Below are 25,137 nucleotides of genomic sequence, written 5' to 3'. Positions count from 1 at the left end.
AGTATTTGGCGAAAATCGTTTTTAGAAAAGACAAGAAGGGTAAAAGGGGTATAAGGGAAATATGAATATATCAGTGGAGGCGAACAATGACTACAAAGGAAAAAGTGTTATTAACAAAAGAGGATTTTTATAACAGAACAGACCTGCCGAGTTGGCTCCATCAAGAATATGTAACTTTTCATAACACGGTCACAGATAAAACATTTCCTTGTTTTTTTGGGATGAGAGCCGAATTGAAGGGCGAGCTCCGCTATGCTTTTATAAGCCAAAACGACTGGAGTAATTTACCGTCTGCAATTGAAAACTTTCTACAGCTGTTTCAATCACCGAACTATAAAAGGCACGGACTTTTTGTATTTGTTGAGCCTTTTGAGCAAGAGGGCAATCTAGAGGATTACCGCAAGCAATTTTGGGAGATTCTGCAATATTTGCATGAAGCAGATGAAGTGGAATGGCCAGCACAGGCTCCTCGTGATCCAGACCATCATTTATGGGATTTTCATTTTAATGGTGAGCCCATTTTTGCATTTGGAAATGCGCCAGCATATAAGAAGAGGAAAACACGAGATCTCGGAAACGCAATGGTGCTTGGATTTCAGCCTCGCAAAATTTTTGAAGGATTGGAAGGAACCGAAAAAGCCGGTATGATGTCTCGTGAAAAAGTTCGTGATCGTGTAGAAGCTTGGGATGATCTGCCTAAACACCCTGATATCGGGCACTTTGGCGACCTGACTCATAACGAATGGAAGCAGTTTTTTATTGGAGATGATATAGAACCAATCCAAGGAAAATGTCCATTCCATCATAAATCACAAGCCTAAAATGATCTCATGAGATTTCAGCGCGTATAAATAAATTGCTATGAACAAAAAATGCTTTCGACCCTTTTTTGAAGGGCTGAAAGCATTGCTTCCAATGCACTAACCAAGGAATCATCTCCTTATATAAATAATATATTTTGTTTAAGTATCATTTCTGTTTCACCTCAACTATCCTCATCACGGATAGTTAGTCAATCTCAGGATATCAGCAATAATATCAGAGCTGCCTGGTGTAAATAAAAAGACTGATAAACCAATTAATAGAACACCAGTAGAGCCTAAAAATATCACCCATTTATTTGAGAGTGAAAGATGCTTAAATGCTTGTAAAGCAGCTCCTGAAATAAGGCAAACGCCTATAGAAAGAATGATAAAATAATAAAATCCCACTACATCACCCCATTTTGATAAATAAAATCAATTTGTTCTAGCAGTTTAAACTCTTGTACTAGTTGAAGCCCTTTTTAAGCCACCTACTCAAAAAAATGCTTTTGAATATTCAATACCCCCTGAAATTTGACACTAAGTATTTTCGTTAATTCAATTAGCATAAATGTTTCATTCCCCATAAGGAGGCTTTTCTTGAAACAGAATTAAAGACCAGTTAAATTTAAGTGCCAGCTTTTTGTGTTTGGCAAAAGACAAAGTGAACATCCGGATTCCAAACGTGCAGTTGATCCGCAATATACCCGCGTAGCCACAACACGCCGTTAATTTTTCTGAGGTAAAAGCCTTTAGGAAAATCATCGTCTTCACTTATTACTTCGGATGCTATTGTGATGGAGCCAGAAGGAGCTTGATGCTGGGGTGAGAGATTTTCTGAATTACCTTCAGTTTGATCTAGATGCTTTAGTCTTAGGTGAGGTCCCAGTTCAAGTGGACATAACTCCAAGCCAAGTTCGCCTGCTTGTTTAAAAATCTGTGGCATTGTAGCCCCATCGGGAAAGCCAAGGTCCCTAACCGTTAGTTCAACGATCTTTAAGCAGTATTTTGTTTCTGATGTAGTGACCTTATTATTCAATAATAGTTTTTCTCCATACTCATTCATCATGATAGAATGTTGTTGCAATTTTTGAATAAGCTGTGATTTCGTTAGCCCGCCAACCTCTATTGTCCTAGTAATGACGGGGCAGTCGGGGTATATTTGCATTTGCGTTCACTCCTTCATACTACTCGAAATAAACATGGAAGCATCTTGCTTCATAAAAATCTGCTTTCCGTGATAGAAGGTTTTCACATCACTTGATTTAAATCCAACTTCAGCTAATATCTCCTTTAGCTCCGCATGTGAAAAACCATTATGAACTTTCGGGTGACTGATTTTATCATTTTTATCAAAATCAATAATAACTAACTTTCCACCATCATTTAAAATATGGAACAATGCTTGTAAAATTTTCTTCGTATCCGGAATATGAAGAAGTACCAATGACATTAAAATAATATCTGCCTTCAGTTCAGGAATTTCTTTTGTGAAATCGGAGTAAAGTACGTTGGCATTGGTAATTCCTCTGTGTGTGATTTTAGACTGTGCAACCTTCAGCATTTGCTCAGATGAATCCACTAACAAAGCAGAATCTACTAAATCCGATAATTCTAAGCCGATTAGGCCAGTGCCGCTTCCATAGTCAAGTAAAGATTTTGATTTGCTATTTTGTATTTCGGCTTTTACTTCCTTCACGATCACGTTAGCTAATTCCATTCTTTCTTCTGTATCATATTTTTTTGCCAGCTGTTCAAAAATGTTATTTTCCATAGGCTGCTCCCTTATTATTAAAAATTAATGTTAGTATTCATTATTATAGAAACGGTATAAATTAATTTAAACCATCTTATACATTTCATACTGTTCTATATTTGCCTTCATAAACCCTAGCTTTCTAAGAAATTCAGCCATATCAATATTGTTAGGCATACTGATCGTCAGCTTTTTCAGGTTTCGTTCGTTTATTGCATGTGCTAAAAGATTACGGGCAATTCCTTTTTCCCTTTCATCTTCACTTACATATAAAAAATAAATTTTACCTGTCTCTGTAATGACCAAAGTTCCTATTATCTGATCGGCAAGGTAAGCAGTAAAACAGTGAGCAGTATAATCCTGCATAAAATAATCCGCTTCATTTTGCCAGTTAATATGGGTCGATAAAATAGCCTTTCTCACCCCTTCTGCTACGGATAGATCAACCTCTTTAATCGTTATATGTTCCACTATCGTATGTTTCAATTGATTATCATCCACTGATTTACTGAAATAGCTGATTGTATGGTACTTTTTATATCCTTGTTTCTCATAAAAGCGGATAGCACGGTCGTTATCTGATAGTACTTCTAAACTTAATCGGTCACATTGCTGATTGATTCCATTCTGAACAAACAAGTGGAATAATGCTTGACTCACACCTTCTCCACGATATTCTGGTGTTACACATAGGGTACCACAACGTAAGTTTTTGAACCTATCAAAAGTTCTGATACCGCCAAGTATTAATCCAACAGGTTCATTATTTTGAAAGGCAATAAAGGAGTCTTCTAACGTATTTCCCTCAGATCCAAAGAATCTTTCAAAGAACGGTTCAAGTGTTATATTCATTGGAATGGCATAGTCTGCGTAACCACTTAAAAATGCTTGATGAATCAATGGTTTATCTACTTCTGAACATCTTTTATAATTCATTTGGCACCTCCGAGTTATTTGGTTAAAAAAATGACTAACAAACCTCCTTGAATTTGCTAGTCATTTTCAACGTTCGCGCTAGGTAACAGAATCTATTTCGTGCTTTCAATACCCACGGTGCACAAAATAATTCAACACATGTTTTAAAAACGGATTATTATGCTTTAATACTTGCAAGGTCTCCATTGCTAAACAATAATGCTCCCACATTTCTTTTTTCGCTGCCTCTATCCCGAGAACGGAGACGAACGTGGAATTGTTATTTTTTTCATCTCTAAATGGTGATTTACCAAGTTCGGATGGATCGCCCTCCACATCGAGCAAGTCGTCCTTAATCTGGAAGGCAATTCCTGCATGACGTGCGAATTGTTTCAATGCATGCTTTTCAGATTCATTTGCACCTGCTAGAATTGCAGGCATCATAAGAGCAGCCTCAAATCCTAGCCCGGTTTTATAAAAGCACATCTCATTCAATTGCTCGAGTGTTAAATGCTCTCCCTTTGTCTGCAAATCCATCGCCTGTCCCCGGCACATGTCAACCGTCACATTTGCCGAATAGTGAATGAGCTGGAGGACGGATTTGGCATCAAAACTTTGAAGAGATGCCTGCTCTGCCACTGCTTGTTGTGTTAAATAAAGACCAGATAACTCTGCGGTAGCTGTTGTATATGTTCGGTGTAAGGTCGGGTTTCCTCTACGAAAATCTGCGTTATCTTGAGCTGGCAGATCATCATAAATCAAGGAGGCTGTATGCATATATTCCAGTGATTTTAGCAGTGGTTGGATTGCTTTCTTATCCAAGCCATATTCCTCCACGCCCATGAACCACGTAATAATCGGGCGAAGCCGTTTTCCGGTGCTGCCTAGGCTATAATTTGCTGCTTCCATGATTGACTCGTCAAGGAGAACATTTTCTTCTGACTGAGAAATCGGCAGGGTTGCATTTAAATCCTCTCTTACCTTTTTTGCCTGAGTGACAAAAACGTCCCTTTCCTCGCGATCCTGTCTTAGGTTGCGAATCATACGATCACGAATTAATTTATCAAAAAAATCCACGTCTGTTGCGTGCTGCACGAGATCATCGACGGTTTCTTGTAACGCGGGAATTCCGGAGAAAAGGAGCCCCATCACTTGCTCATATTTTTGCTCTCCTTTTTTCGCTTTAAATCGCTTCAAACTATTGATTGCCCGGGATAGGATTACTTCACGCGCCTGCGGATCGGAATCGTACACGTTGTGAATGAAGTTGGCGATAACAGTCCAATAAAGCTCAAACGGATTAATCAGATCCTTGCGCTTCTCATAATGCTCAAGGTAATAGGTGTACGGTGTTACTCTCCCGCCTTGCCGGTCATCTGCCATATCAGTAAAATCATCTGCAAGCTGGTTGTATATCCCATAGTAAAATGTCCGCTGATCAATCCCCTCATCCTCAGAAGCATCAATAATCGAACGAACGATGAGCCGTGATGCCGACGACTTTAAAATAACGGGAATGTATAGTTCTTCATTTGTATACGTTTCATTTCTTAAATCCTTTACACGTTCTACCTCCTGTGATTGATAAAAAACATATGCCTGTTCGAGAAAAGCCTCCCAGTCCTCGGCAGGCAGGCTTTCGTGAATCAACTCAAACGCGGCTTTCAGTTCAGAATGTATAAAACGCATATGCTTCCCGTTTTCTCCAGTCCATTTACCTAACGGGGGGACAACCCCTGTAACGAGTGTGATTCGGATCATCTCTGAATAGCGATTTTTCTCTTCAGCAGACAATACATTGGAATCGAGTAAATCATCAATAAATGGATAGGTGAGACCGTAGGCATAACCTAGTCGAATTGCTTGCTCGAGCTTGGCGGACTTTTCTTCGGGATCAATGTCATCTCCCATTTCCTCTATTGCCTGCATTACTAATCCAGCAATTATCTTAATTAATTTACGCTGTGCTTCTTCGGCATCCATGCCCGCTGGTATATTTTCAGTAACCATGTTTAGCTTTTCCGTTACCCAAATAAATGTTGATTCAATCCCATTTTTCTCAGCCATGCGGTACAATCTTGCCATACTAAACATGTCTTCTTGACCTGCTTGCTTCCTGGTAAGCTGCTCTTTTAAACGCCCGACAATACGGCCGATCCGTCTTTGTGTAGCCGGATAATCTAGTGCATGCCCCATGTCCCGCATGAAGATATAGGAAATGCTTCGTTTCAAATACGGATCCAATTTACCAGTCAACTTCAATGATTGGATAAATTTGTAATCATCGAGCTGTTTTTTATTTGTTAAAGTTGAAATGAAAGAGCGACGTTGAACATGCTGTGGTTTCCATAATTCCAAGTCCTTTATTAATGCCTGGACATACGATTGGTCAGCATGCTGTCCAGATAAGGATTTAAAGTACGCTTCGGCGCTTTGCTCTGCTTTATGATAAGCGTTGTCCGCGTTGATGATTGTTTTTTCATTCATATGTTTACTTACCTCGAATTCCTGATTTTTTCTATATAAAATTTAATCCATACTAAATTATTCTACGCTGGTTTACGATCCCTATGATGAAATTCCTATATTGGAAAAATCAACAGCTCCCTATATTAGAAAGATGCACTCTATTTGGTAGTGAATCCTAATTAATAATAACAAAATAGAGCTAATATAAATTGAAACGCTAATCATATAACCATTGACTTTTTGTTTTGGGATTGCAATTTTTGACAATCTGAAGTGGTTTGTCATGTGCTCTTAACGATAACACGGTTTAAATACGTGCTAGTTGTGAAAAAAGATTCATCCTTGTATGGAGAGTTTTTAATTTAGGTATCGTCAATATAACACGATCACACTCTCTAGGGAAGCGATCCCGCCTCCACTAAAGTACTCCCAAATAACTGCTAAATAAAACTAAAGTCCTTAAATTTAACGTTTTTAGGTAAAGCGATTGGGGGAAAAGGTACAGGGAAAGCAAATTAATTATACGGGAGGTATTTTTTTGGGACTTCAGAAAGGGAAAAATTACTCGTTTTTGGAGACTGGAAGGCCAGTAGCTGAGGGGATGAACGGAGCCGTAACATCACCCCACTATCTAGCTACACAAACTGGGAAAAGAATCCTAGATCAAGGTGGTCATGCTGTAGAGGCAGCAATTGCTGTTAATGCTGTACTTTGTGTCGTTATTCCGCATATGGCAGGCTTAGGAGGCGATTTATTCGCACTAATCTGGGATCAGGATGAAAAAGAAGTAAAGTCCATGCACGGCAGCGGTAAATCCGGCAGCTATGTAAATCGAGAGGCTTACAAACAAAAAGAGCTCCGGGAGATTCCAGAGCGCGGCCCCTTAGCTGCGAACACCATTCCAGGAACTGTCGATGCTTGGTGGGAACTACATCAGCAATATGGAAGGCTAAAGTGGGAAGTTTTGTTTGAGGATGCGGTTCATTATGCTGAAAGCGGCTTTCCAATCACGGATAAAGTAAGTAACTTTATTCAGGAAAAAGCTGAATTATTAAGCGACCATGCTACTACAAAACAGGTATTTTTTAAAAATGATCGTCCTATTCTAGCAGGAGAACTGCTTGTTCAGCCTGATTTAGCTTGGTCCTTCAACCAAATTGCTCAATCGGGAAGAGATGCCTTTTATAATGGAGAAATTACCGATAAGATAATTGCTTCAATGGAGAAACATGGTGGCCTTCTAGTAAAAGAAGATTTCAAAGAGCATAGCCTCGAATGGGAACGTCCATTATCGACAAGTTATAGAGGATTTGAAATCTATCAAGTAAAACCGAATACACAGGGTATTGCTGTATTAATGATGTTAAATATGTTAGAGAAAAACGATATGACCTCGATTCAAGATGGTACTCCAGAATATTATCACCTTCTAGCTGAAACCGCTAAGCTAAAATTTCGTTTTCGGGATAAATGGGTTACGGATCTGGAAACGATTGATCTTCCTTATGATGAGCTCCTATCTAAATCTTTTTCATCAGAGGTTTATGACCATTTTTCGTGGGATGACGTATATCGAGAAGAAGAATTAGAAGAGCTTCCAGAGGTTGACGACGGACGTGATACAGCTTATCTTAGCGTCGTTGATAAAGAAGGAAACAGTATTTCTCTTATCCAAAGCATTTTCCACGAATTTGGCTCCGGATTTATGCCAGAAGGGTGTGGCTTCTTTTTACAGAATCGGGGATCCCATTTCAGTTTGGATGAAAATCATCCCAATACGTTAGAGCCGAATAAGCGTACGTTCCATACGATCATTCCCGGGATGGCATTGAAGGACGGCAAGCCATTTATGCTGTTTGGAGCGATGGGGGGAGAAGGGCAGCCCCAAACCCAATGTGCCATGCTTACAAAAGTTATCGATTTTGGGTATAACATGCAGCAGGCAATTGAAGCACCACGCTGGTTGTATGGCAGAACATGGGGTGAAGATAGTTCCACGCTCAAGCTGGAAGGAAGAGTTCCAGATGAAATCATTAATGACTTACGTAGACGTGGGCATACAGTTGAAATCGTAGAGGATTATTCCCAGACAATGGGCCATGCACAAGGAATTATTATAGATCATGAAAGAGGAGTATATAGTGCTGGAGCGGACCCGCGTGGGGATGGAATTGCCCTGTGCTGGTAAGCTTGATAAACAATTGTGTTGGAGGAATAAATGATGGAAAATAATTTACCAGTTGATTTAATGCATTGGCTATTAGCTATCACACCATTAGTTCTGCTTTTGCTAATGTTAGTTGTCTTTAAGTGGTCAGGCGGCACCTCTGGGTGGGTCGCAATGGGTGTAGCGACATTACTAGGCTACTTTATGTTTGAAGCACCATTGGATAATTTAGCAGTTGGATTTGGCAAAGGGCTTTGGGAAGCATTCTTTATCCTTCTCGTTGTATGGTTTGCTTTATTGCTCTACCATGTTACGGATGAATCCGGCTCGTTTAAAGTCATTCGGGAAGAGGTACAAAACCATAGTCAAAATTACTTGTTTCTTGTATTAGCGTTTGGTTGGGTGTTTGCTTCATTTCTTCAAGGTGTAGCGGGGTTCGGTGTCCCGATAGCAGTTGTAGCACCGCTTTTAGTAGGGTTAGGTGTTAAACCTGTTGCCGCTATTGTCATCCCGTTAATTGGACACTCATGGGCGAATATGTTTGGAACACTCGGTGTAGGCTGGATTGCCACAATTAATGCCGTACAGATTGAAGATACGACATTAACACTTCTATATTCCGGAATCCTATTATGGATACCGAATATAATCGGTGGATTCATGATTTGTTGGTTATTCGCTAAATGGAAAGGCGTAAAAGAAGGTTTTCTAGCTGTCGTAATTATTTCACTTATTCATGGTGGAGGACAACTTGCTATGTTAATCTTTAACGCGGAGCTGAGTACGTTTATCCCAGCAATTTTAGCGTTTGGTGCTTTATTCATGCTTTCCAAACGAAAGAAATACAGAGAAAAATCAGAGACGGAAGAGTTAACAGACATTCTTGAAGAAACGGATTCAAAATCGGAAGAGAAGCCGGATATCTCATTACACCAAGCATTTATGCCATATTATGTACTGTCAGTAGTTAGTATTGTGTTTCTTGGAATCGGACCAATTCAAAGCTTTTTCGATCAATTTCAATTTGGACCGCCCTTTTCGGCAGTAGAAACCGGGTATGGTTTTGAAATGGAGGCTGAAGAAGCGTATTCTCCTATCGCTCCACTTACACATCCAGGATTCTATTTACTTGTGTCGGTTATCTTTGCCTACTTCTGGTACAAGCATTTGGGATTACATCATAAAAACACGACCAAGAATGTATTTTCTGGCTTAAAGGATAACGCTCTGGGGGCATCACTAGCAATAACTGGATTTTTAACGATGACCATGATTATGGAAAATTCAGGACAGACAAACGTACTTGCCCTGGGAATTGCGGATATATCACCACCAGCTGTTTATGCAGGATTAGCAAATGTCATTGGGATAATTGGTGCATTTATGACATCATCGAATACGTCATCCAATGTGCTGTTCTCGCCATTACATGGATCTGTTGTAAATTCGATGGAAGGGTTATCCCTGCCACTCGTTATCGCTGGTCAGTCAACAGGTGGAGCAATTGGTAATGTCATTGCACCAGCCAATATTGTATTAGGAACAAGTACTGCGAACGCGCAAGGAAGAGAATCTGAAGTATATAAGATTACGCTTATCTTCGCACTGTTTGCAGGTGTAGGCGTATCTGCTGTGAGTGTATTCTTGCATTTTCTAGGAGGATAAACAGAGAAATCATCGGTGAAGCAGGGAGGCTTCATCGATGATTTTAAGTTTTAAAGAGATCTCAATTCTTCTTGCTAGCTGGAAAAATGGTATACGACCATGACCAAATAAAATCGATAATAAAAATAAGTCCCCAAATCATCGAAATCCTATAAATCGTATCATTTGCATACGGTGTCTCGGCAACATTCTCTGTTCCAATCCAAGATAAGTCTTTCAGATAGTCTAGTAATTCACTAGTTCCCCCTGTTCCATAAATCCAAAATGCTGATTGAAGACTGGCAAATATGATTAAGTGAACAGTAGAACTCCGGCGATATTTTTTAGCAATATATTTCGGGTCCTTTTGTCTGTCCATGATACGAATATCTTTTTCTGTGAGCAGCTGTACCCCTCGCCAATTGCCAATTTTTTGTCGCATCCAGCGATCAAGCTTCATAAAATCAAAGATTCCAAATGTACATGCATAGAGAACAAACACAGTAATGATAATTAAAAAGGTAGAAATCTCTCCAGTTTCTTGGTATATCATCAAACCTAAGAGAGCTTCTAAAATTAATAGAATGATAAACAGTAGGAGAAAGAGCAGGCTACGTTTTTGTTTGTTGAAAAAATAGCGGACAACACCAAAGATGAGAAGCGATAACACGGATATAATTTCTAATGCAATAAAGATTTCCCATTGATAGTTGAGTAGTAACCCCATAATTGAAAACATTCCTCCATTCGATATCGTTAATTTAAGTAAATACGATTTGCAGGAAAAAATCAATTTGATTTATAAAATGTATGGAAGAAAATAGCCAGATAGTGAAGGACGAATTTCTGATTTTTTAAAACGGTAGATCAGTTCACAACAGTATTATAGGCTAAGTTATATGTAAATGAGTTTTTTCCTTAGAATAGGAGGTGGATACCAGCTTAGTAGTCTTCTAAACTGGTATCCAATTAGCATTAATGAACAGCAGTTTCTTTAGAGTTTGTTGGCCATAGAAGCCCAATAAGGGCACCAACTATAGCTGGTAAAATCCAGCCAAGCCCAATATCGTAAAGTGGTAAATAATCCATATAGAACATTTTAATGGATTCGAACAAATTGAAAGACGCGCTTGGCAAACTATCGACTAACGTGCTGTAGCCGTCCAAAAGACTAACGCAAAAAGTAAGGAACAATGCAGTTGCGTAAACACGTTGCTTATGGCCGAATAGTGAAGAACAAAGGGTTAAGATAATCAGAACAATCGCTAAAGGATACAGCAGCATTAATACAGGCACCGCATATTGAATAATATTCGTTAGACCAAAGTTGGCAATGAAAAATGACATTAGACATAGTACCAGAACGAATAATTTATAACTGATTTTTGGATATAGTTGATTAAAAAACTCGCTGCAGGCAGTAATAAGTCCAATGCTCGTTTTTAAACAAGCTAGTACGATAATAATAGCCAATAGAATGGTCCCGAATGATCCGAAATAATGCTGAGCCACTGCGGCAAAGATTAAACCGCCATTATCATATGTACCGATGGCCGATACGCTCGAAGCCCCCATATACGTAATAAGTCCATAAATCAGCATCATTAATGCCATGGCAAAAAGACCTGATTTCCATGTGACCTTTGCAATTTCCTTTGGATTGGTGATACCTCGTCCCTTAATTGCGTGAATGACAACAATACCAAACGCAAGTGATGCAAGAGCATCCATCGTGTTATAGCCCTCTTTAAATCCTGTTATAAAAGCTAAACCGCTATAGTCGCCAATTGGCATAGCGAATGGTCCCATTGGTTTGACGATAGCAATGGAGATTAAGATGAATAAAAACACTAAAAATGCAGGAGTTAAATATTTTCCGATATAGTCGATAATTTTTGCTGGATTCAACGAGAAATAATAGACAATCGCAAAAAATAAAAAGCTAAAGAGCCCTAGATATAAACTGCCATGTGCTGGATTTATATATGGCTCAAAACCAACCACAAAAGGTACCGTCGCTGTTCTTGGAATAGCAAAAAATGGCCCAATGGTTAAGTAAAGTGCCACGGAGAAGACAACACCAAATAGTGGATGGACTCGACTGGTTAACTGTCGTAATCCGTTGCTCCCGGATAAACCAAATGCTAAAATCCCTATAAATGGAAGACCGATTGCGGTTATAAGAAATCCAATTAATGCCGGCCAGAAATTCGTGCCAGCAAGCTGGCCCATCTGGATTGGGAAAATTAAATTCCCTGCACCAAAGAACATTCCAAACAGCATCGTGCCGATGATAGAATAGGTAGAAAATGATATTTTTTGTTGCATACTTGATGTCCCTTCTAGATGAATAACATTTATTTTAACACCATTTTTATTGATTCGCTATAGCAATAAAAGGAACGGAATGTTCACACGTTTTAAGATCGTTTCCTTTAGTTATCTGCCTTTATTGCTATGCTGCCAATCGCCTTTCCGCATCCATAAATAGTTCTCAGCGTGCCTTTTAAATTGAACAAGGTACGCTGAGAGTACGTCTATTATGCTCGATCTTTGTAATAGGCTTTTCGTTCGTCCATTTTCTCTGGCAGTGCATGAATCGATGCTATCAGCTGATTCAGCTTTCCCTCGATTCGGTGCAGTAAATAAAACGTAACGGCAACCGGGAATCCAACTTCGGTCAGAAAAGCTATCCACGCGTCCATAATTATTTCCTCCTTTTATGAGCTTTTGAAATAGGAATATGACCAGTGATTTGCCACTGGTCATATTCACAAGATTATTGCCCTAAGTCGATTTCTTCGACCGTGCTTTCTGAAATACGTGCACTATGCTTAGCAACTAAATCGCCGCCGCTCGATGTGAAGGCATTTTGTTCGATGATTGTATCCATTGCTGCATTAATAGCAGCAGGATCAACTGGTTCAACTGGCTTATCCAATGTGTACGTAACAATTTTTCCGTCCTGATTGGTAAATTTCAGCTCTAATCGGCGCATGATCTACACTCCTTTCTGAATAGATTTTTTCACAACTTACCCTTCACGAATGTCTGTTGTATCACGACGGTTAATCGTGTACAATGGGCGCTCCTGCAAGCTTACAAAAGCTGTTGCAACAGTAAGTAATTGCTCTGCTGTTGCACTTGTTTTGACATTGTTAAAGCTTTTGTTCTTAAAGATAGGTGATCCGGACTCAGAATCAATCCCATCTTGAAGCACAAGCTGCAGGGAAGACTTTGTTAGATTTGCAATTGCCATGTTTCTCACCTCCATTCACAACTACAATCGAAGGAAAATGAGATTAGGGGGTGAGCTTTTATTTTTTTATAAAAGTATAAAAGAGGGATTACTGCTTTCAAAAAGAGAATGGGTAATAACGTGGAAGCTTCTGTGTTAAAATGAATTAAAAATCCTCGTGTTTACACTAAGAGATAAAAAATAGGGAGAATAAAAAACTATGCGGATTCGTGAAATGGAAGAAAAGGATAATCAGAAAATGGAGCAAATTATTAAACGTTCATTGGAGTCATTTAACTTAGATATCCCAGGAACAGCCTATTTTGACCCCCAGCTGAGCAGTCTGGCGCAATTTTACAAAGAACAAGCACATGCTAAGTATTGGGTTGCGGTGAATGAACTGGATGAAGTCATAGGCGGTGTGGGTATTGCACCATTTGGACAGAAAAAGGAGATTTGCGAGTTGCAAAAGCTGTACATCGCTCCTATTGCTCAAGGGAGGGGTCTGTCGAAGGAGCTAATGAGGGTAGCAATCGACTACGCAAAAGAGCACTATACATACTGTTACTTAGAAACATTGAAGGAACTTGAAGCAGCTAATGCCCTATACAGCAAATTAGGCTTTCAGAAGCTTGAAAAAGCACTGGAAGGCTCGGAACATAATGCAATGGAAGTTTGGTATATAAAGGAATTATCGTAAAAATAATAAGGTTACAGGTGATAACATGTTTTTAAAACGAATTGAACTTCAAGGTGATCGTATCCCACCTTTTCATACCTATCCGTTTTCGATTCCAGCTATTAAAAATCTCGGTCAATTGGATTTAACGAACAAGGTAACCTTTTTTGTTGGAGAGAATGGGACAGGGAAATCCACGTTGCTAGAGGCGATTGCTGATAAGGCCGGCTTTAATACGGCGGGTGGTGGCAGGAATAATTATTATGATGTACCTGCTTCTGAATCGGCACTAGGGGACTATATTCGCCTTTCTTGGATGCCGAAAGCCACAAACGGCTTCTTTTTGCGGGCTGAGTCTTTTTATAATTTTGCTACACATATTGATTCTGTAGGTGCCCAAGGTGCATATGGCGGGCGATCCTTGCATCATCAATCGCATGGAGGGTCGTTTTTTTCGCTTTTTCTAAATCGGTTTAAGGGGAATGCTATCTATTTATTGGATGAGCCAGAGGCTGCTTTATCGCCTCAGCGCCAGCTCTCACTTTTACGAATTCTCCATGATTTAGAAGTGGCTGGTGATAGCCAGTTTATTATTGCTACACATTCTCCGATTCTTTTAGGGTATCCAAATGCTGTTATCTTAAGTTTTGATGATGAGAAAATTCAAGAGATTGATTATGAGATGACCGAACATTACCAAATAACAAGCTATTTTTTACAACATCGAAAAAAGCTTTTGCGGGAGATTTTTCGTGATTCCTGATTGATATAGGAATAAATGCTTGATGAGATTAATCAGTATAATGAAGAAGGAAATTAGAGAGGAGGAGAAAACGGAAATGGCAACTACAGAGAGAACTTGTCCAAATGGGCATACATATTATAAAAGCAGTGACTGCCCAACATGCCCGGTTTGTGAACAGGAACGAAAGCCCAAAGCAGGATTTTTATCATTGCTTTCATCGCCTGCACGACGCGCATTAGAACATGAAGGAATAACAACCGTACAACAGCTATCAAATTTTACGGAGAAAGAGATTTTAAAGCTTCATGGGATGGGGCCAGCTTCCTTGCCAAAGTTGAGAGCGGCTTTGGAAATGGAAGGTTTATCATTTAAAAGTAAGTAATGATATTAGTCCATGGAAAAAAAGAGGCAATCCTATAAATAGGCTCGCCTCTTACAATTTATTCACCTAAATCCACATTATGATAAACGTTTTGCACGTCCTCTAAATCCTCTAACGCATCAATCATCTGCTCAAATTGCTCAAAATCTGCTGCAGAAAGCTCTACATCATTTTGAGCGAGCATCGTTAGCTCTGCAATCGTGAATTCGGTAATGCCAATAGATTTAAATGCTTCCTGTGCTGCATGGAACTGATCTGGCTCCGTGTAAACAATCACAGATCCATCTTCTTCAGCGATATCACGGACGTCAACATCTGCTTCCATCAATAGTTCAAGCACGTCATCCTCTGTTTTTCCTTCCACACCGAAGACAGCTGCATGATCAAACATATAAGCAACAGATCCGCTTACACCCATATTTCCGCCATTTTTACCAAACGCAGCACGTACTTCGGACGCGGTGCGGTTAACATTGTTGGTTAGCGTATCAACGATGACCATTGATCCGTTCGGCCCGAAGCCTTCATAACGATTTTCGTCGTAGTTCTCTTCCGAACCGCCTTTTGCCTTTTCAATGGCGCGATCGATAATATGCCTTGGTACGCTATATGTTTTTGCTCGCTCGAGCACTACTTTTAAAGCTTGATTGGATTCAGGATCTGGTTCGCCCTGCTTGGCTGCAACATAGATTTCCCTGCCGAATTTTGCATAGATCCGGCTTGTATTCTTATCCTTTGATGCTTTCTTTTCCTTAATATTGTTCCATTTACGTCCCATTTGGACCACTCACTTTCTATACCTCTAAATAAAACTATAAAACTTTAGAAGCTAGATTTCCAGCTTTTTTTTGCAAGATAAGAAAAGTTTTTTAACTGCATAGGTGCAATATTGACAGCTATCTAAGAGATCGGTGACTAACTGTGTTGTCTAACAAATAAGTATTTGCATAAAAGCTATGCGTGGCTCTCCATGGTTAATCGGTCCTTTTTTCCATGCAGAAAATAATATAGAACCATGATAGCAAGAATCACGATGCCAAGGATGATATACAGCGATCTGTAGCCGGTATATGGAATGATGAAACCAAGCAAGTACGGACCAAATCCAAGTCCTGCGTCCAGAAAAATAAAAAAGGTTGATGTTGCAAGCCCCATATGATGTGGCGGAGTTAATTTAACGGCAATCGCCTGCGAACCAGATTGCAAATTACCAAAGCCAAGACCAATTAGTGCACCTGCCACCAATAGAGTAAATCCGCTTGCAGCGACACTTAAAAGCAGCATCCCGCCAGCAAAAATGATAAGGGCAGGATACATAACAATATTTGCGCCTTTTAAATCCATTAAACGCCCTGTTATTGGGCGTGATATTAAAACAGCAATTGAATAAACGAGGAAGAAGAAGCTAGCTGCTTCCACAAGATTGATATCAATAGCGTAAAAGTTAATATACGAGAGCACACTGGAATAGCAAAAAGCAATCAAGAGCGTGATGCAAGCAATTGGCAATGCCTTTGGCGCAACAAAGCTTGAGATTTTAAAGCCTTTTGTTTCCCTTGGTGTGTGCACCTCCTGTGCTTCATTTACCTGCATGAATAAGGCAATAACTATATTGATGATACCTAGTACAAGACAGAAAGCAAAAATGATCGGAAAGGTTGTTTGTTGAACCATGAGCAAGCCAATAAACGGGCCAATGGCAGTTGCCAATGTTGCACTCATACTAAAATAGCCGATACCTTCTGCTTTTCGTGATGTTGGGATGGTTTCCGCAATTATAGTTCCAGCTGCCGTACTAGCCATCCCTGCCACAATTCCATGTATAAGGCGCGTAATTAATAGAAAGCTAATACCCAAATTCAAGAAATAAAAGGACGTGGCGACAATACATAAGATAAGTCCGATCATCAATGTCCGTTTACTCCCAATAGAGTCAATATAGCGTCCAGTAAATAATCTTCCAATTAAGGAGCCGATAATAAACATGCCCGTAATAAGCCCAGCCGTGCTTGTCGAAGCATGATACGCATCTACGGCATAAATCCCGATCGTTACGACGAGTAAATAAAAGACAAGCGTTAAGAAAAAGTTAACGACAGAAGTGATTGTAAAGTCCTTCGTCCATAGTTTTGGTCTAGATTGTTTCAATGTTGTTTCTCCTTTCATCATATCACCGTACATAAAAATAGTTATCTAGAATAACTAAATAATATATCATAAATTGGATGATACGTATAGGGGAAGAAATTCCTGGATAGCTGTAATTAGTATTGAACGGCTTCTCTATAATTGCACTCCAAATAAGCTCTTATCCGCGAAATCTCGACCTCCCAAGCCAAACAAAAAAACTGACAGTCTTTAAACAAAGACTGTCAGCAAAACTTGCTATTTGCGTAATAACAGATACATAAAATATGGTGCACCAATAAGCGCAACAACAATACCTGCTGGAATGCCGTCAGGGGAGACAAGGTTTCTTCCGATGGTATCTGCAATTAACAGCAACCAGCCTCCTAATAATATCGCTACCGGAATAAATAGCTGATTGCGCGGTCCGACTAGCGATTTTGCAATATGTGGTGCCATTAGCCCGACAAATGCAATTCCACCTGAAACGGAGACGGCTGAAGCTGCCAGTGCTACTGCAGTGAAAAGTAAAAGGATGCGTTCTTTTTTTACGGCAACACCAACACCAATTGCGACCGGTTCGTTCAGTGCAAGAATGTTTAAGCGATTTGCCTTATACAGGGCATAGGGGATGAAGATGATTAGCCATGGTAATATTGCTAAAATGAATGGCCAGTCCGTTCCCCAAATATTCCCTGCGAGCCATTTCGCGATAAAACTAACCTTTGCACGTTCCTGGGATGAGATGAGAACAATCATGATACCGGATAACGCCAGTGAAAAACCAACACCAATAATAATCATGCGTGTCGGGTCGAGCGGTCGTTTTTTCTCATAAGAAAAAACATAAATAAGCAGAGCAGTAAGAAACGCCCCAATAAAGGCAACGACCGGAAGCATGTAAACAAATGTGCCAGATTGAACTGGATAAAATAAAAAGAAAATCGCTACTGCTACTCCGGCGCCAGAGTTAATGCCGATAATTCCTGGATCAGCTAAGTCATTACGCGTTAGCCCTTGGAGAATTGCACCAGAGAGAGCAAGCGCCATCCCGGCAAGAATTGTAACAATAATCCGCGGCAAGCGAATAGAAAATAAAACAAAGGACTCCTTAAATGAACCAGCACCAAACAAGGTTGGAATAATTCGATCATAGGATAATGCAGCATCTCCAATTCCCATGCTGATGATAATCGTGAGTAGGGTAAAAAATACTAATAACCCTAGAACGATTCGTTGTTTTTTGATTAACTTTGGATGTATCATGTGAATGCTCTCCCCCCTTTACGGATAATGAGCAGGAAGAAGGGGAGACCCAAAACCGAAATAATAGCGACAATCGGTGTTTCCCACGGAGCATTGACAGTACGAGCGAGTGTGTCAGCAAGGAGCATTAGAATTGCCCCAACAAAAGCTGACATTGGTAAGATGTAGCGATAATCTGTACCAACAATTGCTCGGACGATATGGGGAACCATTAAACCGACGAATGCCATATTTCCAACTAATGCGACTGCTGCACCTACTAGCAGAATAATGATGACAAACAGAACGGCCTTAATTTGCGTTGTCTTTTGTCCAAGACCGACAGCAACTTCCTCATTGAGACTTAGAATGGTTAATTGTCTAGAAAACCCGAATGCAATAAGCATGCTTACAATAAGAAATGGGATAATGATTTGCAGCTGTGCCCATGTTGTGCCGATAAGCCCTCCAGCAGTCCACATGGATACCTCTTTGGATACGTTAAAATAGATCCCAATTCCTTCCGATACAGCTTGAAGAAAAGCAGATACTGCTGCTCCAGCAAGAATAATTTTGAAAGGAGAAAATCCTCCACGCTTAATAGCGCTTATTCCAAACACCATTGCAGCGCCGATTGCAGCTCCAAGGAAGCATGTAAACATAATTCCGTAATAATTGAGAGATGGCAGCAGTACAATTGCAACAGCAAGTGCAGCGTTTGCACCTGCTGTTAATCCAAGCAAGCCAGGGTCAGCTAGTGGATTTCGCGTCATGCCCTGCATAATTGCTCCAGCTATGGATAGGGCTGCACCGACAAAAACAGCGGCAACTTCTCGTGGCAAGCGAATTTCCCGGATAATGGAAATGTCACTTCCCTCCGCATTGGAAGCAAGTGACAGCCACACATCTTTTACTTGAATATCGGCAGCTCCATAAACAATGGATACAATAAATGTCCCAACAAAGAGCAGCAGGACTACTATCATTTTGTAATAAAAGGGTATCGACGTTTTCGTTTCCTTTTTCATAAATACTCATCTTTTCTCTGTATAGTTAGTTAAGGAAAGCTTCTTTGAAAAAAGCAAGCTGCAATTCTAATGTTAATGGGTCATTGAAATAAAATTCATGTCCATTTACTTCAAAAACATTGTCATTGGCTACTGCAGGGATGTTTTGATAAATGTCTGATTCCATAAAGGAATTGTCTGTTTCATCAAATCGGCTGAAAATCATATAGTCACCAGCATATTCAGGAAGTACTTCTAAAGACATCGCATAATAGCCGGCCTCCTGTGCTTCTTCGGCAACTTTTTCAGGCATTTTCAAATCCATTTCCTGATAAAGAATTTCTGTTCCGCGGCCCCAGTTGTCGCCGTAGACATAAAGCTGTTTATCGAAGTTTTCAATAACAGAAACTGTTGCATCTTCGCCAATTTCTGCGCGAATTTCTTCGCCTGCTTCCTCAGCACGTTGTTTGAAATCATTAATCCAATTTTTAGCTTCCTCTTCTTTATTTAACAGTTTACCAATTTCCAAATGCTGTGTTAAGTAATCAACAGCTCCATATGTGAACAATACGGTTGGAGCAATTTCGTTTAACTTATCGACATTGTTGATTCCAGTAAGACCAATGATTAAGTCAGGTTCCAACTCAAGGATCGTTTCCAGGCTCTCATCACTAACCTCTTCTACTTCAGCTAAATCTTCTTCCCACTGAGGGTTCATTTTAGCCCAAGCATCAACCCCAACAAGGTTTACATCCAAAGCCATGACATTTCCCGCGAAGGATGAAAGAACGACGACACGCTGTGGGTCAGCTGGAACTTCAACTGGTCCATTTTCTGATTCATAGGTGATTGTATCTGAATTGTTATCTGTAGTATTATCTGTTTCTGCCCCTTCATTACTACATGCCATCAGTAGTACAAGCAGGAATGCGAATGGAATAATTAACTTTTTCATCGTTGTTTCTCCTCTTTCATTAAGTTGTATGTGATGCACATCGGTTTTCCTGTGCGAGGGTCTTTGCCAATTTCCGCATCAATTTGGAATACTTTTTTCAATACATCATGTGTAATAACCGTTTCACAATTGCCAGATTGTACGATTTGTCCGTCCTTTAATGCGATAATATAATCAGCAAAGCGAGCAGCCTGGTTCAGGTCGTGAAGTACCATTACGATTGTTCTTTCTTGCTCCTGGTTAAGGCTTTGCAGAAGCTCTAACACTTCAAGCTGATGTGCCATATCCAAGTAAGTTGTTGGTTCATCCAAAAAAATAATCTCTGTTTCCTGAGCAAGCGCCATCGCAATCCAGACGCGTTGTCTCTGTCCACCAGATAACGCGTCTACCGGACGAAAGCGGTACTCTAACGTTCCTGTAACTTCGAGTGCCCATTCAATCACTTCATAGTCGCGTTTCTTTAAGCGCCCAAACCCACTTTGATAGGGGAAGCGTCCATAGGAAACAAGCTCTCCAACCGTTAAGCCGTTTGTGCTTTCAGGAGTTTGTGGGAGGATGGCCATTTTTTTTGCTAGTTTTTTTGTATCTTGTTTCGAAATATCTTCACCATCCAAAATGACGGTTCCAGATTCGTGTGCAATAATTCGTGTAATCGCTTTTAACAATGTAGACTTTCCACAGCCATTCGATCCGATGATGGTTGTGATTTTTTTATCTGGAATTTCAACACTAAGATCCTTCACAATTAAGTGTTCTCCATAACCAATATTTATATTTTCAGTCTGTAGACGAAACATGTTAGGTCCCTCTTTTCAGGTAGCTTCGGATAGTGATAATGATTCTCATTATCGAGCTAGTCTCCTAAACTATAATTTGCATCGTTTCTTTTGTCAATACATTATTTTTACAATCATTCATGAAGGAGATTCAGATGTGTTTTTTTACATTTAATAAGAAGTTTTATCGATTTGCTCTTGACAAAAATGCGTTTTCAATTGAGAATGATAATCAGTGGAAGCTTTTTTAAGGAGTGAAAGAAAGTGAAACAGGATGAATTATTTGATGTGACGGTAATTGGGGGAGGGCCAGCTGGGCTATATTCAGCTTTTTATAGTGGTTTAAGGGAAATGAAGACTAAGATTATTGAATATCAGCCAGTTCTTGGCGGGAAAGTTCATGTATATCCTGAGAAAATGATTTGGGATATTGGCGGGTTAACACCGACCCCTGCAGCAAAATTTATTGATCAAATCATTGAGCAAGGTTTAACCTTTCATCCAACCGTAGTAATGAATGAGAAGATTGAATCCATCAATAAAAATGATGAAGGCATGTTCGTCTTACAAGCAGCTTCTGGGCAAATACATTATTCGAAAACGGTAATCGTAGCTGTCGGTGGTGGAATCTTGAATCCGCAGCGACTCGATATTGAAGGCGCCGAGCGATTCGAGGTTTCGAATCTGAATTACACGGTGAAATCACTTCAACGCTTCAAAGATAAAACGGTAATTATTTCTGGTGGAGGAAATACAGCAATTGATTGGGCCAATGAGCTGCAAAGCATTGCGAAGAATGTGTTTCTTACGTATCGAAAGGATGTCCTTTCTGGTCACGAGGCACAGGCAAGCAGGTTATTAAATGGTTCAGCAGTTTGCTACTTTAATTGTTCGATTACAAAGCTAATCGCACGTGCGAATAAGGATTTAATTGAGCATGTTGAGCTAACAAACCATGAAACGAAAGAAATTGTTTCATTGCCAATAGATGAAGTCATTATAAATCATGGTTATGAGCGAGACACATCTCTTCTTGAGAACAGTCCAATTGATATTGAAATAGCAGAAGGTTACTACATTGCTGGAAATGCGAGCAGTGAAAGCTCCATTCCAGGACTCTATGCTGCTGGAGATATTTTGCATCATGAAGGGAAATTACATCTCATTGCAGGTGCATTCCAGGATGCTGCAAATGCTGTTAATAAGGCAAAGCAATATATTCAGCCAGGTGCAGAAAAGTTTGGTATGGTTTCTTCACACAATGAGCTTTTCAAACAGCGTAATCGTGAAATTATTCAGAGCATGGTGCATTGATAGAAAATGAGCAATCCTTTATATTTCATTAATATCAGTGTTTGTAAATATACAAATGTCTAACGTAATGTGCAATATAAAACCGATTCTTTCCATTTGAAGAATCGGTTTTATATGTTTTGTACATAGAAGTCAGCTGTAGAGCGAGACAGATCTACGTACACCAAATAGGATATAGAAGACAGTTGAACACATATAAGAGCCGTTACAGTAGTAACGGCTCTTCGCATTCAAATCCTAACGTCTAGAAACTTCAGAGATGTATAATTCGTCTACAGTTTATATCGACAATGTCAAACAGTCGATACGTTTTATTCTTGTCCTTCTTCTTCTTCTCCCTCTTCTGCATCTGGCTCACCTGAATCATCTTGCTCAGCTGGCTCTTCAGTTGTAGGCTCTCCACTTGCAGGTTCTTCAGGATTTTCCTCATCCTCTGATGCACATCCAAATAATAAAGCTGTGGAAAGCATCGCTGACATCGTTACGAAAGTTAATTTTTTCAATTTCAACGTCATCACCTCTTCAGAAAAATTTGATTCTACTACAGTATAGATGAAAAATATTTATGTATTATTAATCCAGTGTTAAAATATTTAAATAAATCAAACTATTGGTAATGCTTATTAACTACATTTATATAAATGGTCATTCCTTTGTTGGGGAGGTGAACAGATTATATGAGTAAGAAGACTTAAAGTGATTTATTTGCAGAAGTATACACTGGAAATTAGGTAGGGAGATCAATTTCTTCTTGTTCATTCTTTCAATATCACAAGAGATGTGTTCTTTATAACGGTGAAATACTGTGTTGTTGGATTATGGATGGATATATACATTTGTTCCGATGGACACCATGGATGAAAGCTCTGTCACATCCTCGTTATACATTCGAACACAACCATGTGATACAGCTTTTCCTATAGAAGAAGGGTCATTTGTACCGTGGATTCCATAATGCGGCTTGGATAAACCCATCCATAATACACCGAAGGGTCCACCTGGGTTAACTTCTTTATTAACGATGATGTAATTTCCAGTCGGTGTCGGTGTTAAAATTTTGCCAACCGCAATTGGATATGTCTTCAACAACATACTAGCATCGTACAACTTGAGTTGCCGGTTATCCACCGATATATCAATCCATTTTACCAACAATATCAACTCCTGCTTTTAATTTACTTTAAGTATATGGGATTAAGCCTACTTGTGTTCATAAACGTTATCTTTCCATGGATTTTTATGAATCTTAAGGACTTCTAAATGATATAATGAAGCTACAAATTTATATAAAAAACGTGAATATGTAATGTGGAAAATGGAAGGGGATGAAACTATTTCAACCGAGAAAGAAAACGTAATCGTAGATGATATCATGCGGCAGATCGCCAATCAGACATTAAAACCTGGGACCAAGCTGCCTTCGGAATATGTGCTTGTAGAAAAGTACCGAGTTCCAAGAATGACAGTACGAAATGCATTGATGAAATTAGAAGAGCAAGGAATTGTCTATTCTAAGCAAGGGAAAGGGCGCTATTTAAAAGAAGAATCAAAGCATATTGATTTGCATTTAACAGGTAAAATCAGCTTTACGGATAAAATGAAGCAACTAGGCTATGATCTAACAACCAAGAATGTTTATTGCGAAGAAATCCCCTTTGATGCAAAAATCTATCGGATTTTACAGGCGGTGGAGGGAGATACGATTTTTAAAATTGGTAGATTACGTTATATAAACGGCGAACCAGTTGCGATACATAACTCCTTTGTCAGTGAAACGAACTTCCCAGTTATCGGGAAAGATGGACCGGCAATTGAATCCATGTTTGCTTATTATCGACAGCTTGGATACGAGGAGTTCTCAAGTAATAAATCATTGCTTAGCACAACTTTTCCGACTGTCTTTGAGCAAGAATTGCTAGCCTGCAAAAGCATGGTTCCACTCATTGTCGTCGAAAGCAATTGTATCGATGGAAAATCTGAAAAAGTATTAGAATATACAAAGATTTTATATCGAAGTGATAAATTTCAGTATGATATAACAATGGATTAAACAGGTAATGAATCTAATAATGGATTCCTTACCTGTTTTTTATGTTAAAAATATTTACAAAAACAATACATTCTCTTAATACACAACAACTTGGCGACAAGTTAAGCTTGATTTGTAAAGGAGGTCGTACCGAATATGAAAAGACGTAGAAGAACAGAAATTCTTATTCAAGGTGATCCTGCATTAGCAAAAAAACTTGCAGAATCTATTATAGCTATTTATGACTATCGTGAAATTATTGCTCCACAGCAAGGGCTGACAATGGTTAAAATGCGAGAGTCAGCAAAGAATTCCCTGTTTTATATGGGAGAGGTCCTAGTAACCGAATCAAAAGCAGAAATCAAAAACTGCATTGGGATTGGTATAGTTGTTGGGATGAAAAACGAGCTTGCTAGAAACCTAGCGATAATTGACGCGGCATACAAAGCGAACCTCCCAGAAACAGTTGCATGGGAAGCAGAACTGGCAGAAGCAGAAAGGCAGATTATTCAAAAACGAGTAAAAGGCCAGGCGAAGCTATTTGAAACAAAGGTAGACTTCCAGACGATGGATGTTTAAGAGAATGTCTATACATATTTTTAGAGCTTAAACATCACATGAGGATACTGAGAGCCTGAATGGGGAGAAATCGAAAAGATTCGGTCACTTATAAAGCGTATGAGCATCCGAACGGGAGAAAATTGAATGGGTTCGGTCACTCATGAAGCGTATGATCGCCCGAACGGGAGAAAATTGAATGGGTTTGGTCACTCATAAAGTTGATGACCGTCCAAACGGGAGAAAATCGAATAAATTTGGTCACTCACAAATTTGAATACTAGAGATATCCAATTACTTAAATACAATTATCAAAGCTTTTATTTCC

Annotated in this window: 27 protein-coding genes; 9 read left to right on the top strand and 18 right to left on the bottom strand. The window is 39.5% G+C overall.

Annotated features, from left to right (window positions below; translation table 11 throughout):
* Positions 1–86: 86 nt before the first annotated feature.
* Complete coding sequence (locus MHH64_RS01150) at positions 87–821, top strand: YqcI/YcgG family protein (RefSeq protein ID WP_251660114.1); 735 nt, start codon at positions 87–89, stop codon at positions 819–821.
* 177 nt (positions 822–998) lie between these two features.
* Here MHH64_RS01150 and MHH64_RS01145 read toward each other — a convergent pair whose 3' ends face one another.
* The 5 genes from MHH64_RS01145 to MHH64_RS01125 form a co-directional block, all read right to left on the bottom strand.
* Positions 999–1,211, bottom strand: coding sequence for a hypothetical protein (locus MHH64_RS01145; RefSeq protein ID WP_095310462.1), 213 nt, complete (start codon positions 1,209–1,211; stop codon positions 999–1,001).
* A gap of 220 nt (positions 1,212–1,431) precedes the next feature.
* Complete coding sequence (locus tag MHH64_RS01140; protein ID WP_340002515.1) at positions 1,432–1,971, bottom strand: helicase; 540 nt, start codon at positions 1,969–1,971, stop codon at positions 1,432–1,434.
* 6 nt (positions 1,972–1,977) lie between these two features.
* Entirely contained in the window at positions 1,978–2,577 is a 600-nt protein-coding gene (locus MHH64_RS01135; RefSeq protein WP_340002514.1) for a class I SAM-dependent methyltransferase, read from the bottom strand.
* Between the two features lie 66 nt (positions 2,578–2,643).
* Entirely contained in the window at positions 2,644–3,495 is an 852-nt protein-coding gene (locus tag MHH64_RS01130; protein WP_095310468.1) for a GNAT family N-acetyltransferase, read from the bottom strand.
* A gap of 105 nt (positions 3,496–3,600) precedes the next feature.
* Positions 3,601–5,961: a polyprenyl synthetase family protein gene (locus MHH64_RS01125; RefSeq protein ID WP_340002513.1), complete on the bottom strand. Its 2,361-nt coding sequence runs from the start codon at positions 5,959–5,961 to the stop codon at positions 3,601–3,603.
* Positions 5,962–6,481: 520 nt separating this feature from the next.
* Between MHH64_RS01125 and ggt the strand changes: the two genes are divergently transcribed.
* Positions 6,482–8,131: a gamma-glutamyltransferase gene (ggt, locus tag MHH64_RS01120; protein WP_339315933.1), complete on the top strand. Its 1,650-nt coding sequence runs from the start codon at positions 6,482–6,484 to the stop codon at positions 8,129–8,131.
* 33 nt (positions 8,132–8,164) lie between these two features.
* Positions 8,165–9,775 carry an L-lactate permease gene (locus tag MHH64_RS01115; protein WP_340002512.1) on the top strand — a complete coding sequence of 537 codons (1,611 nt, stop codon included), beginning with the start codon at positions 8,165–8,167 and terminating at the stop codon, positions 9,773–9,775.
* Positions 9,776–9,836: 61 nt separating this feature from the next.
* Here the strand turns inward: MHH64_RS01115 and MHH64_RS01110 are convergent, their stop codons facing one another.
* The 5 genes from MHH64_RS01110 to MHH64_RS01090 form a co-directional block, all read right to left on the bottom strand.
* Positions 9,837–10,481, bottom strand: coding sequence for a hypothetical protein (locus MHH64_RS01110; RefSeq protein ID WP_340002511.1), 645 nt, complete (start codon positions 10,479–10,481; stop codon positions 9,837–9,839).
* A gap of 248 nt (positions 10,482–10,729) precedes the next feature.
* A complete protein-coding gene (gene brnQ / locus MHH64_RS01105) occupies positions 10,730–12,082 on the bottom strand; it encodes a branched-chain amino acid transport system II carrier protein (protein WP_095310478.1) in 1,353 nt (450 codons plus the stop codon).
* A gap of 212 nt (positions 12,083–12,294) precedes the next feature.
* The gene (locus MHH64_RS01100; RefSeq protein WP_095310480.1) at positions 12,295–12,459 is read right to left on the bottom strand and encodes a YvrJ family protein; all 165 of its coding nucleotides are present in this window, start codon (positions 12,457–12,459) and stop codon (positions 12,295–12,297) included.
* A 74-nt stretch (positions 12,460–12,533) separates the two neighbouring features.
* The gene (locus tag MHH64_RS01095; RefSeq protein ID WP_118888360.1) at positions 12,534–12,752 is read right to left on the bottom strand and encodes a DUF2922 domain-containing protein; all 219 of its coding nucleotides are present in this window, start codon (positions 12,750–12,752) and stop codon (positions 12,534–12,536) included.
* Positions 12,753–12,788: 36 nt separating this feature from the next.
* Positions 12,789–13,013 carry a DUF1659 domain-containing protein gene (locus MHH64_RS01090; RefSeq protein WP_118888361.1) on the bottom strand — a complete coding sequence of 75 codons (225 nt, stop codon included), beginning with the start codon at positions 13,011–13,013 and terminating at the stop codon, positions 12,789–12,791.
* Between the two features lie 199 nt (positions 13,014–13,212).
* On the opposite strand from MHH64_RS01090, the gene MHH64_RS01085 reads away from it, so the two are divergent.
* The 3 genes from MHH64_RS01085 (at position 13,213) to MHH64_RS01075 (ending at position 14,798) form a co-directional block, all read left to right on the top strand.
* Positions 13,213–13,692, top strand: a complete 480-nt coding sequence (locus tag MHH64_RS01085) for a GNAT family N-acetyltransferase (protein ID WP_118888362.1) — start codon at positions 13,213–13,215, stop codon at positions 13,690–13,692.
* Positions 13,693–13,717: 25 nt separating this feature from the next.
* Positions 13,718–14,434, top strand: a complete 717-nt coding sequence (locus MHH64_RS01080; protein ID WP_340002510.1) for an AAA family ATPase — start codon at positions 13,718–13,720, stop codon at positions 14,432–14,434.
* Between the two features lie 76 nt (positions 14,435–14,510).
* The gene (locus tag MHH64_RS01075; protein WP_095310489.1) at positions 14,511–14,798 is read left to right on the top strand and encodes an RNA polymerase alpha subunit C-terminal domain-containing protein; all 288 of its coding nucleotides are present in this window, start codon (positions 14,511–14,513) and stop codon (positions 14,796–14,798) included.
* 58 nt (positions 14,799–14,856) lie between these two features.
* On the opposite strand, the gene MHH64_RS01070 is transcribed toward MHH64_RS01075, so the two are convergent.
* From MHH64_RS01070 to MHH64_RS01045, 6 genes are all read right to left on the bottom strand, one after another.
* Positions 14,857–15,576 carry a YebC/PmpR family DNA-binding transcriptional regulator gene (locus MHH64_RS01070; protein ID WP_340002509.1) on the bottom strand — a complete coding sequence of 240 codons (720 nt, stop codon included), beginning with the start codon at positions 15,574–15,576 and terminating at the stop codon, positions 14,857–14,859.
* A 176-nt stretch (positions 15,577–15,752) separates the two neighbouring features.
* Entirely contained in the window at positions 15,753–16,946 is a 1,194-nt protein-coding gene (locus MHH64_RS01065) for an MFS transporter (RefSeq protein WP_340002508.1), read from the bottom strand.
* A 237-nt stretch (positions 16,947–17,183) separates the two neighbouring features.
* Positions 17,184–18,191: an iron ABC transporter permease gene (locus MHH64_RS01060; RefSeq protein ID WP_118888366.1), complete on the bottom strand. Its 1,008-nt coding sequence runs from the start codon at positions 18,189–18,191 to the stop codon at positions 17,184–17,186.
* Entirely contained in the window at positions 18,188–19,198 is a 1,011-nt protein-coding gene (locus MHH64_RS01055; RefSeq protein WP_303446970.1) for an iron ABC transporter permease, read from the bottom strand. The genes MHH64_RS01060 and MHH64_RS01055 overlap by 4 nt, the downstream gene beginning before the upstream one ends.
* 25 nt (positions 19,199–19,223) lie before the next feature.
* A complete protein-coding gene (locus MHH64_RS01050; RefSeq protein ID WP_303446968.1) occupies positions 19,224–20,132 on the bottom strand; it encodes an iron-hydroxamate ABC transporter substrate-binding protein in 909 nt (302 codons plus the stop codon).
* Entirely contained in the window at positions 20,129–20,929 is an 801-nt protein-coding gene (locus MHH64_RS01045; RefSeq protein WP_095310500.1) for an ABC transporter ATP-binding protein, read from the bottom strand. The genes MHH64_RS01050 and MHH64_RS01045 overlap by 4 nt, the downstream gene beginning before the upstream one ends.
* A gap of 243 nt (positions 20,930–21,172) precedes the next feature.
* On the opposite strand from MHH64_RS01045, the gene MHH64_RS01040 reads away from it, so the two are divergent.
* Positions 21,173–22,222, top strand: a complete 1,050-nt coding sequence (locus tag MHH64_RS01040) for an NAD(P)/FAD-dependent oxidoreductase (protein ID WP_118888369.1) — start codon at positions 21,173–21,175, stop codon at positions 22,220–22,222.
* A 311-nt stretch (positions 22,223–22,533) separates the two neighbouring features.
* Here the strand turns inward: MHH64_RS01040 and MHH64_RS01035 are convergent, their stop codons facing one another.
* On the bottom strand, positions 22,534–22,731 hold the full coding sequence (locus MHH64_RS01035; RefSeq protein ID WP_095310504.1) for a hypothetical protein: 198 nt from the start codon (positions 22,729–22,731) through the stop codon (positions 22,534–22,536).
* A 307-nt stretch (positions 22,732–23,038) separates the two neighbouring features.
* Positions 23,039–23,374, bottom strand: a complete 336-nt coding sequence (locus MHH64_RS01030) for a L,D-transpeptidase (RefSeq protein WP_118888370.1) — start codon at positions 23,372–23,374, stop codon at positions 23,039–23,041.
* A 154-nt stretch (positions 23,375–23,528) separates the two neighbouring features.
* On the opposite strand from MHH64_RS01030, the gene MHH64_RS01025 reads away from it, so the two are divergent.
* On the top strand, positions 23,529–24,272 hold the full coding sequence (locus MHH64_RS01025) for a GntR family transcriptional regulator (RefSeq protein WP_303446966.1): 744 nt from the start codon (positions 23,529–23,531) through the stop codon (positions 24,270–24,272).
* 135 nt (positions 24,273–24,407) lie between these two features.
* Positions 24,408–24,830 (top strand): phosphonate C-P lyase system protein PhnG, encoded by a 423-nt coding sequence (gene phnG, locus MHH64_RS01020; RefSeq protein ID WP_303446964.1) that lies wholly within the window; start codon positions 24,408–24,410, stop codon positions 24,828–24,830.
* Positions 24,831–25,137 lie beyond the last annotated feature (307 nt).

The organism is Oceanobacillus sp. FSL K6-0127, assembly GCF_037983385.1.
Classification (GTDB): domain Bacteria; phylum Bacillota; class Bacilli; order Bacillales; family Amphibacillaceae; genus Oceanobacillus; species Oceanobacillus profundus.
Note: the sequence above shows the minus strand (reverse complement) of the source record. Positions and strands in the feature narration are given on the sequence as shown.

What these genes read in the sequence shown, in the direction of transcription:
- MHH64_RS01150 (WP_251660114.1), top strand. Translation starts at nt 87, where the DNA reads ATGACTACAAAGGAAAAAGTGTTATTAACAAAAGAGGATTTTTATAAC.
- MHH64_RS01140 (WP_340002515.1), bottom strand. Translation starts at nt 1,971, where the DNA reads ATGCAAATATACCCCGACTGCCCCGTCATTACTAGGACAATAGAGGTT.
- MHH64_RS01135 (WP_340002514.1), bottom strand. Translation starts at nt 2,577, where the DNA reads ATGGAAAATAACATTTTTGAACAGCTGGCAAAAAAATATGATACAGAA.
- MHH64_RS01130 (WP_095310468.1), bottom strand. Translation starts at nt 3,495, where the DNA reads ATGAATTATAAAAGATGTTCAGAAGTAGATAAACCATTGATTCATCAA.
- MHH64_RS01125 (WP_340002513.1), bottom strand. Translation starts at nt 5,961, where the DNA reads ATGAATGAAAAAACAATCATCAACGCGGACAACGCTTATCATAAAGCA.
- MHH64_RS01115 (WP_340002512.1), top strand. Translation starts at nt 8,165, where the DNA reads ATGGAAAATAATTTACCAGTTGATTTAATGCATTGGCTATTAGCTATC.
- MHH64_RS01110 (WP_340002511.1), bottom strand. Translation starts at nt 10,481, where the DNA reads ATGGGGTTACTACTCAACTATCAATGGGAAATCTTTATTGCATTAGAA.
- brnQ (WP_095310478.1), bottom strand. Translation starts at nt 12,082, where the DNA reads ATGCAACAAAAAATATCATTTTCTACCTATTCTATCATCGGCACGATG.
- MHH64_RS01100 (WP_095310480.1), bottom strand. Translation starts at nt 12,459, where the DNA reads ATGGACGCGTGGATAGCTTTTCTGACCGAAGTTGGATTCCCGGTTGCC.
- MHH64_RS01095 (WP_118888360.1), bottom strand. Translation starts at nt 12,752, where the DNA reads ATGCGCCGATTAGAGCTGAAATTTACCAATCAGGACGGAAAAATTGTT.
- MHH64_RS01090 (WP_118888361.1), bottom strand. Translation starts at nt 13,013, where the DNA reads ATGGCAATTGCAAATCTAACAAAGTCTTCCCTGCAGCTTGTGCTTCAA.
- MHH64_RS01085 (WP_118888362.1), top strand. Translation starts at nt 13,213, where the DNA reads ATGCGGATTCGTGAAATGGAAGAAAAGGATAATCAGAAAATGGAGCAA.
- MHH64_RS01080 (WP_340002510.1), top strand. Translation starts at nt 13,718, where the DNA reads ATGTTTTTAAAACGAATTGAACTTCAAGGTGATCGTATCCCACCTTTT.
- MHH64_RS01075 (WP_095310489.1), top strand. Translation starts at nt 14,511, where the DNA reads ATGGCAACTACAGAGAGAACTTGTCCAAATGGGCATACATATTATAAA.
- MHH64_RS01070 (WP_340002509.1), bottom strand. Translation starts at nt 15,576, where the DNA reads ATGGGACGTAAATGGAACAATATTAAGGAAAAGAAAGCATCAAAGGAT.
- MHH64_RS01060 (WP_118888366.1), bottom strand. Translation starts at nt 18,191, where the DNA reads ATGATACATCCAAAGTTAATCAAAAAACAACGAATCGTTCTAGGGTTA.
- MHH64_RS01055 (WP_303446970.1), bottom strand. Translation starts at nt 19,198, where the DNA reads ATGAAAAAGGAAACGAAAACGTCGATACCCTTTTATTACAAAATGATA.
- MHH64_RS01050 (WP_303446968.1), bottom strand. Translation starts at nt 20,132, where the DNA reads ATGAAAAAGTTAATTATTCCATTCGCATTCCTGCTTGTACTACTGATG.
- MHH64_RS01045 (WP_095310500.1), bottom strand. Translation starts at nt 20,929, where the DNA reads ATGTTTCGTCTACAGACTGAAAATATAAATATTGGTTATGGAGAACAC.
- MHH64_RS01025 (WP_303446966.1), top strand. Translation starts at nt 23,529, where the DNA reads ATGTGGAAAATGGAAGGGGATGAAACTATTTCAACCGAGAAAGAAAAC.
- phnG (WP_303446964.1), top strand. Translation starts at nt 24,408, where the DNA reads ATGAAAAGACGTAGAAGAACAGAAATTCTTATTCAAGGTGATCCTGCA.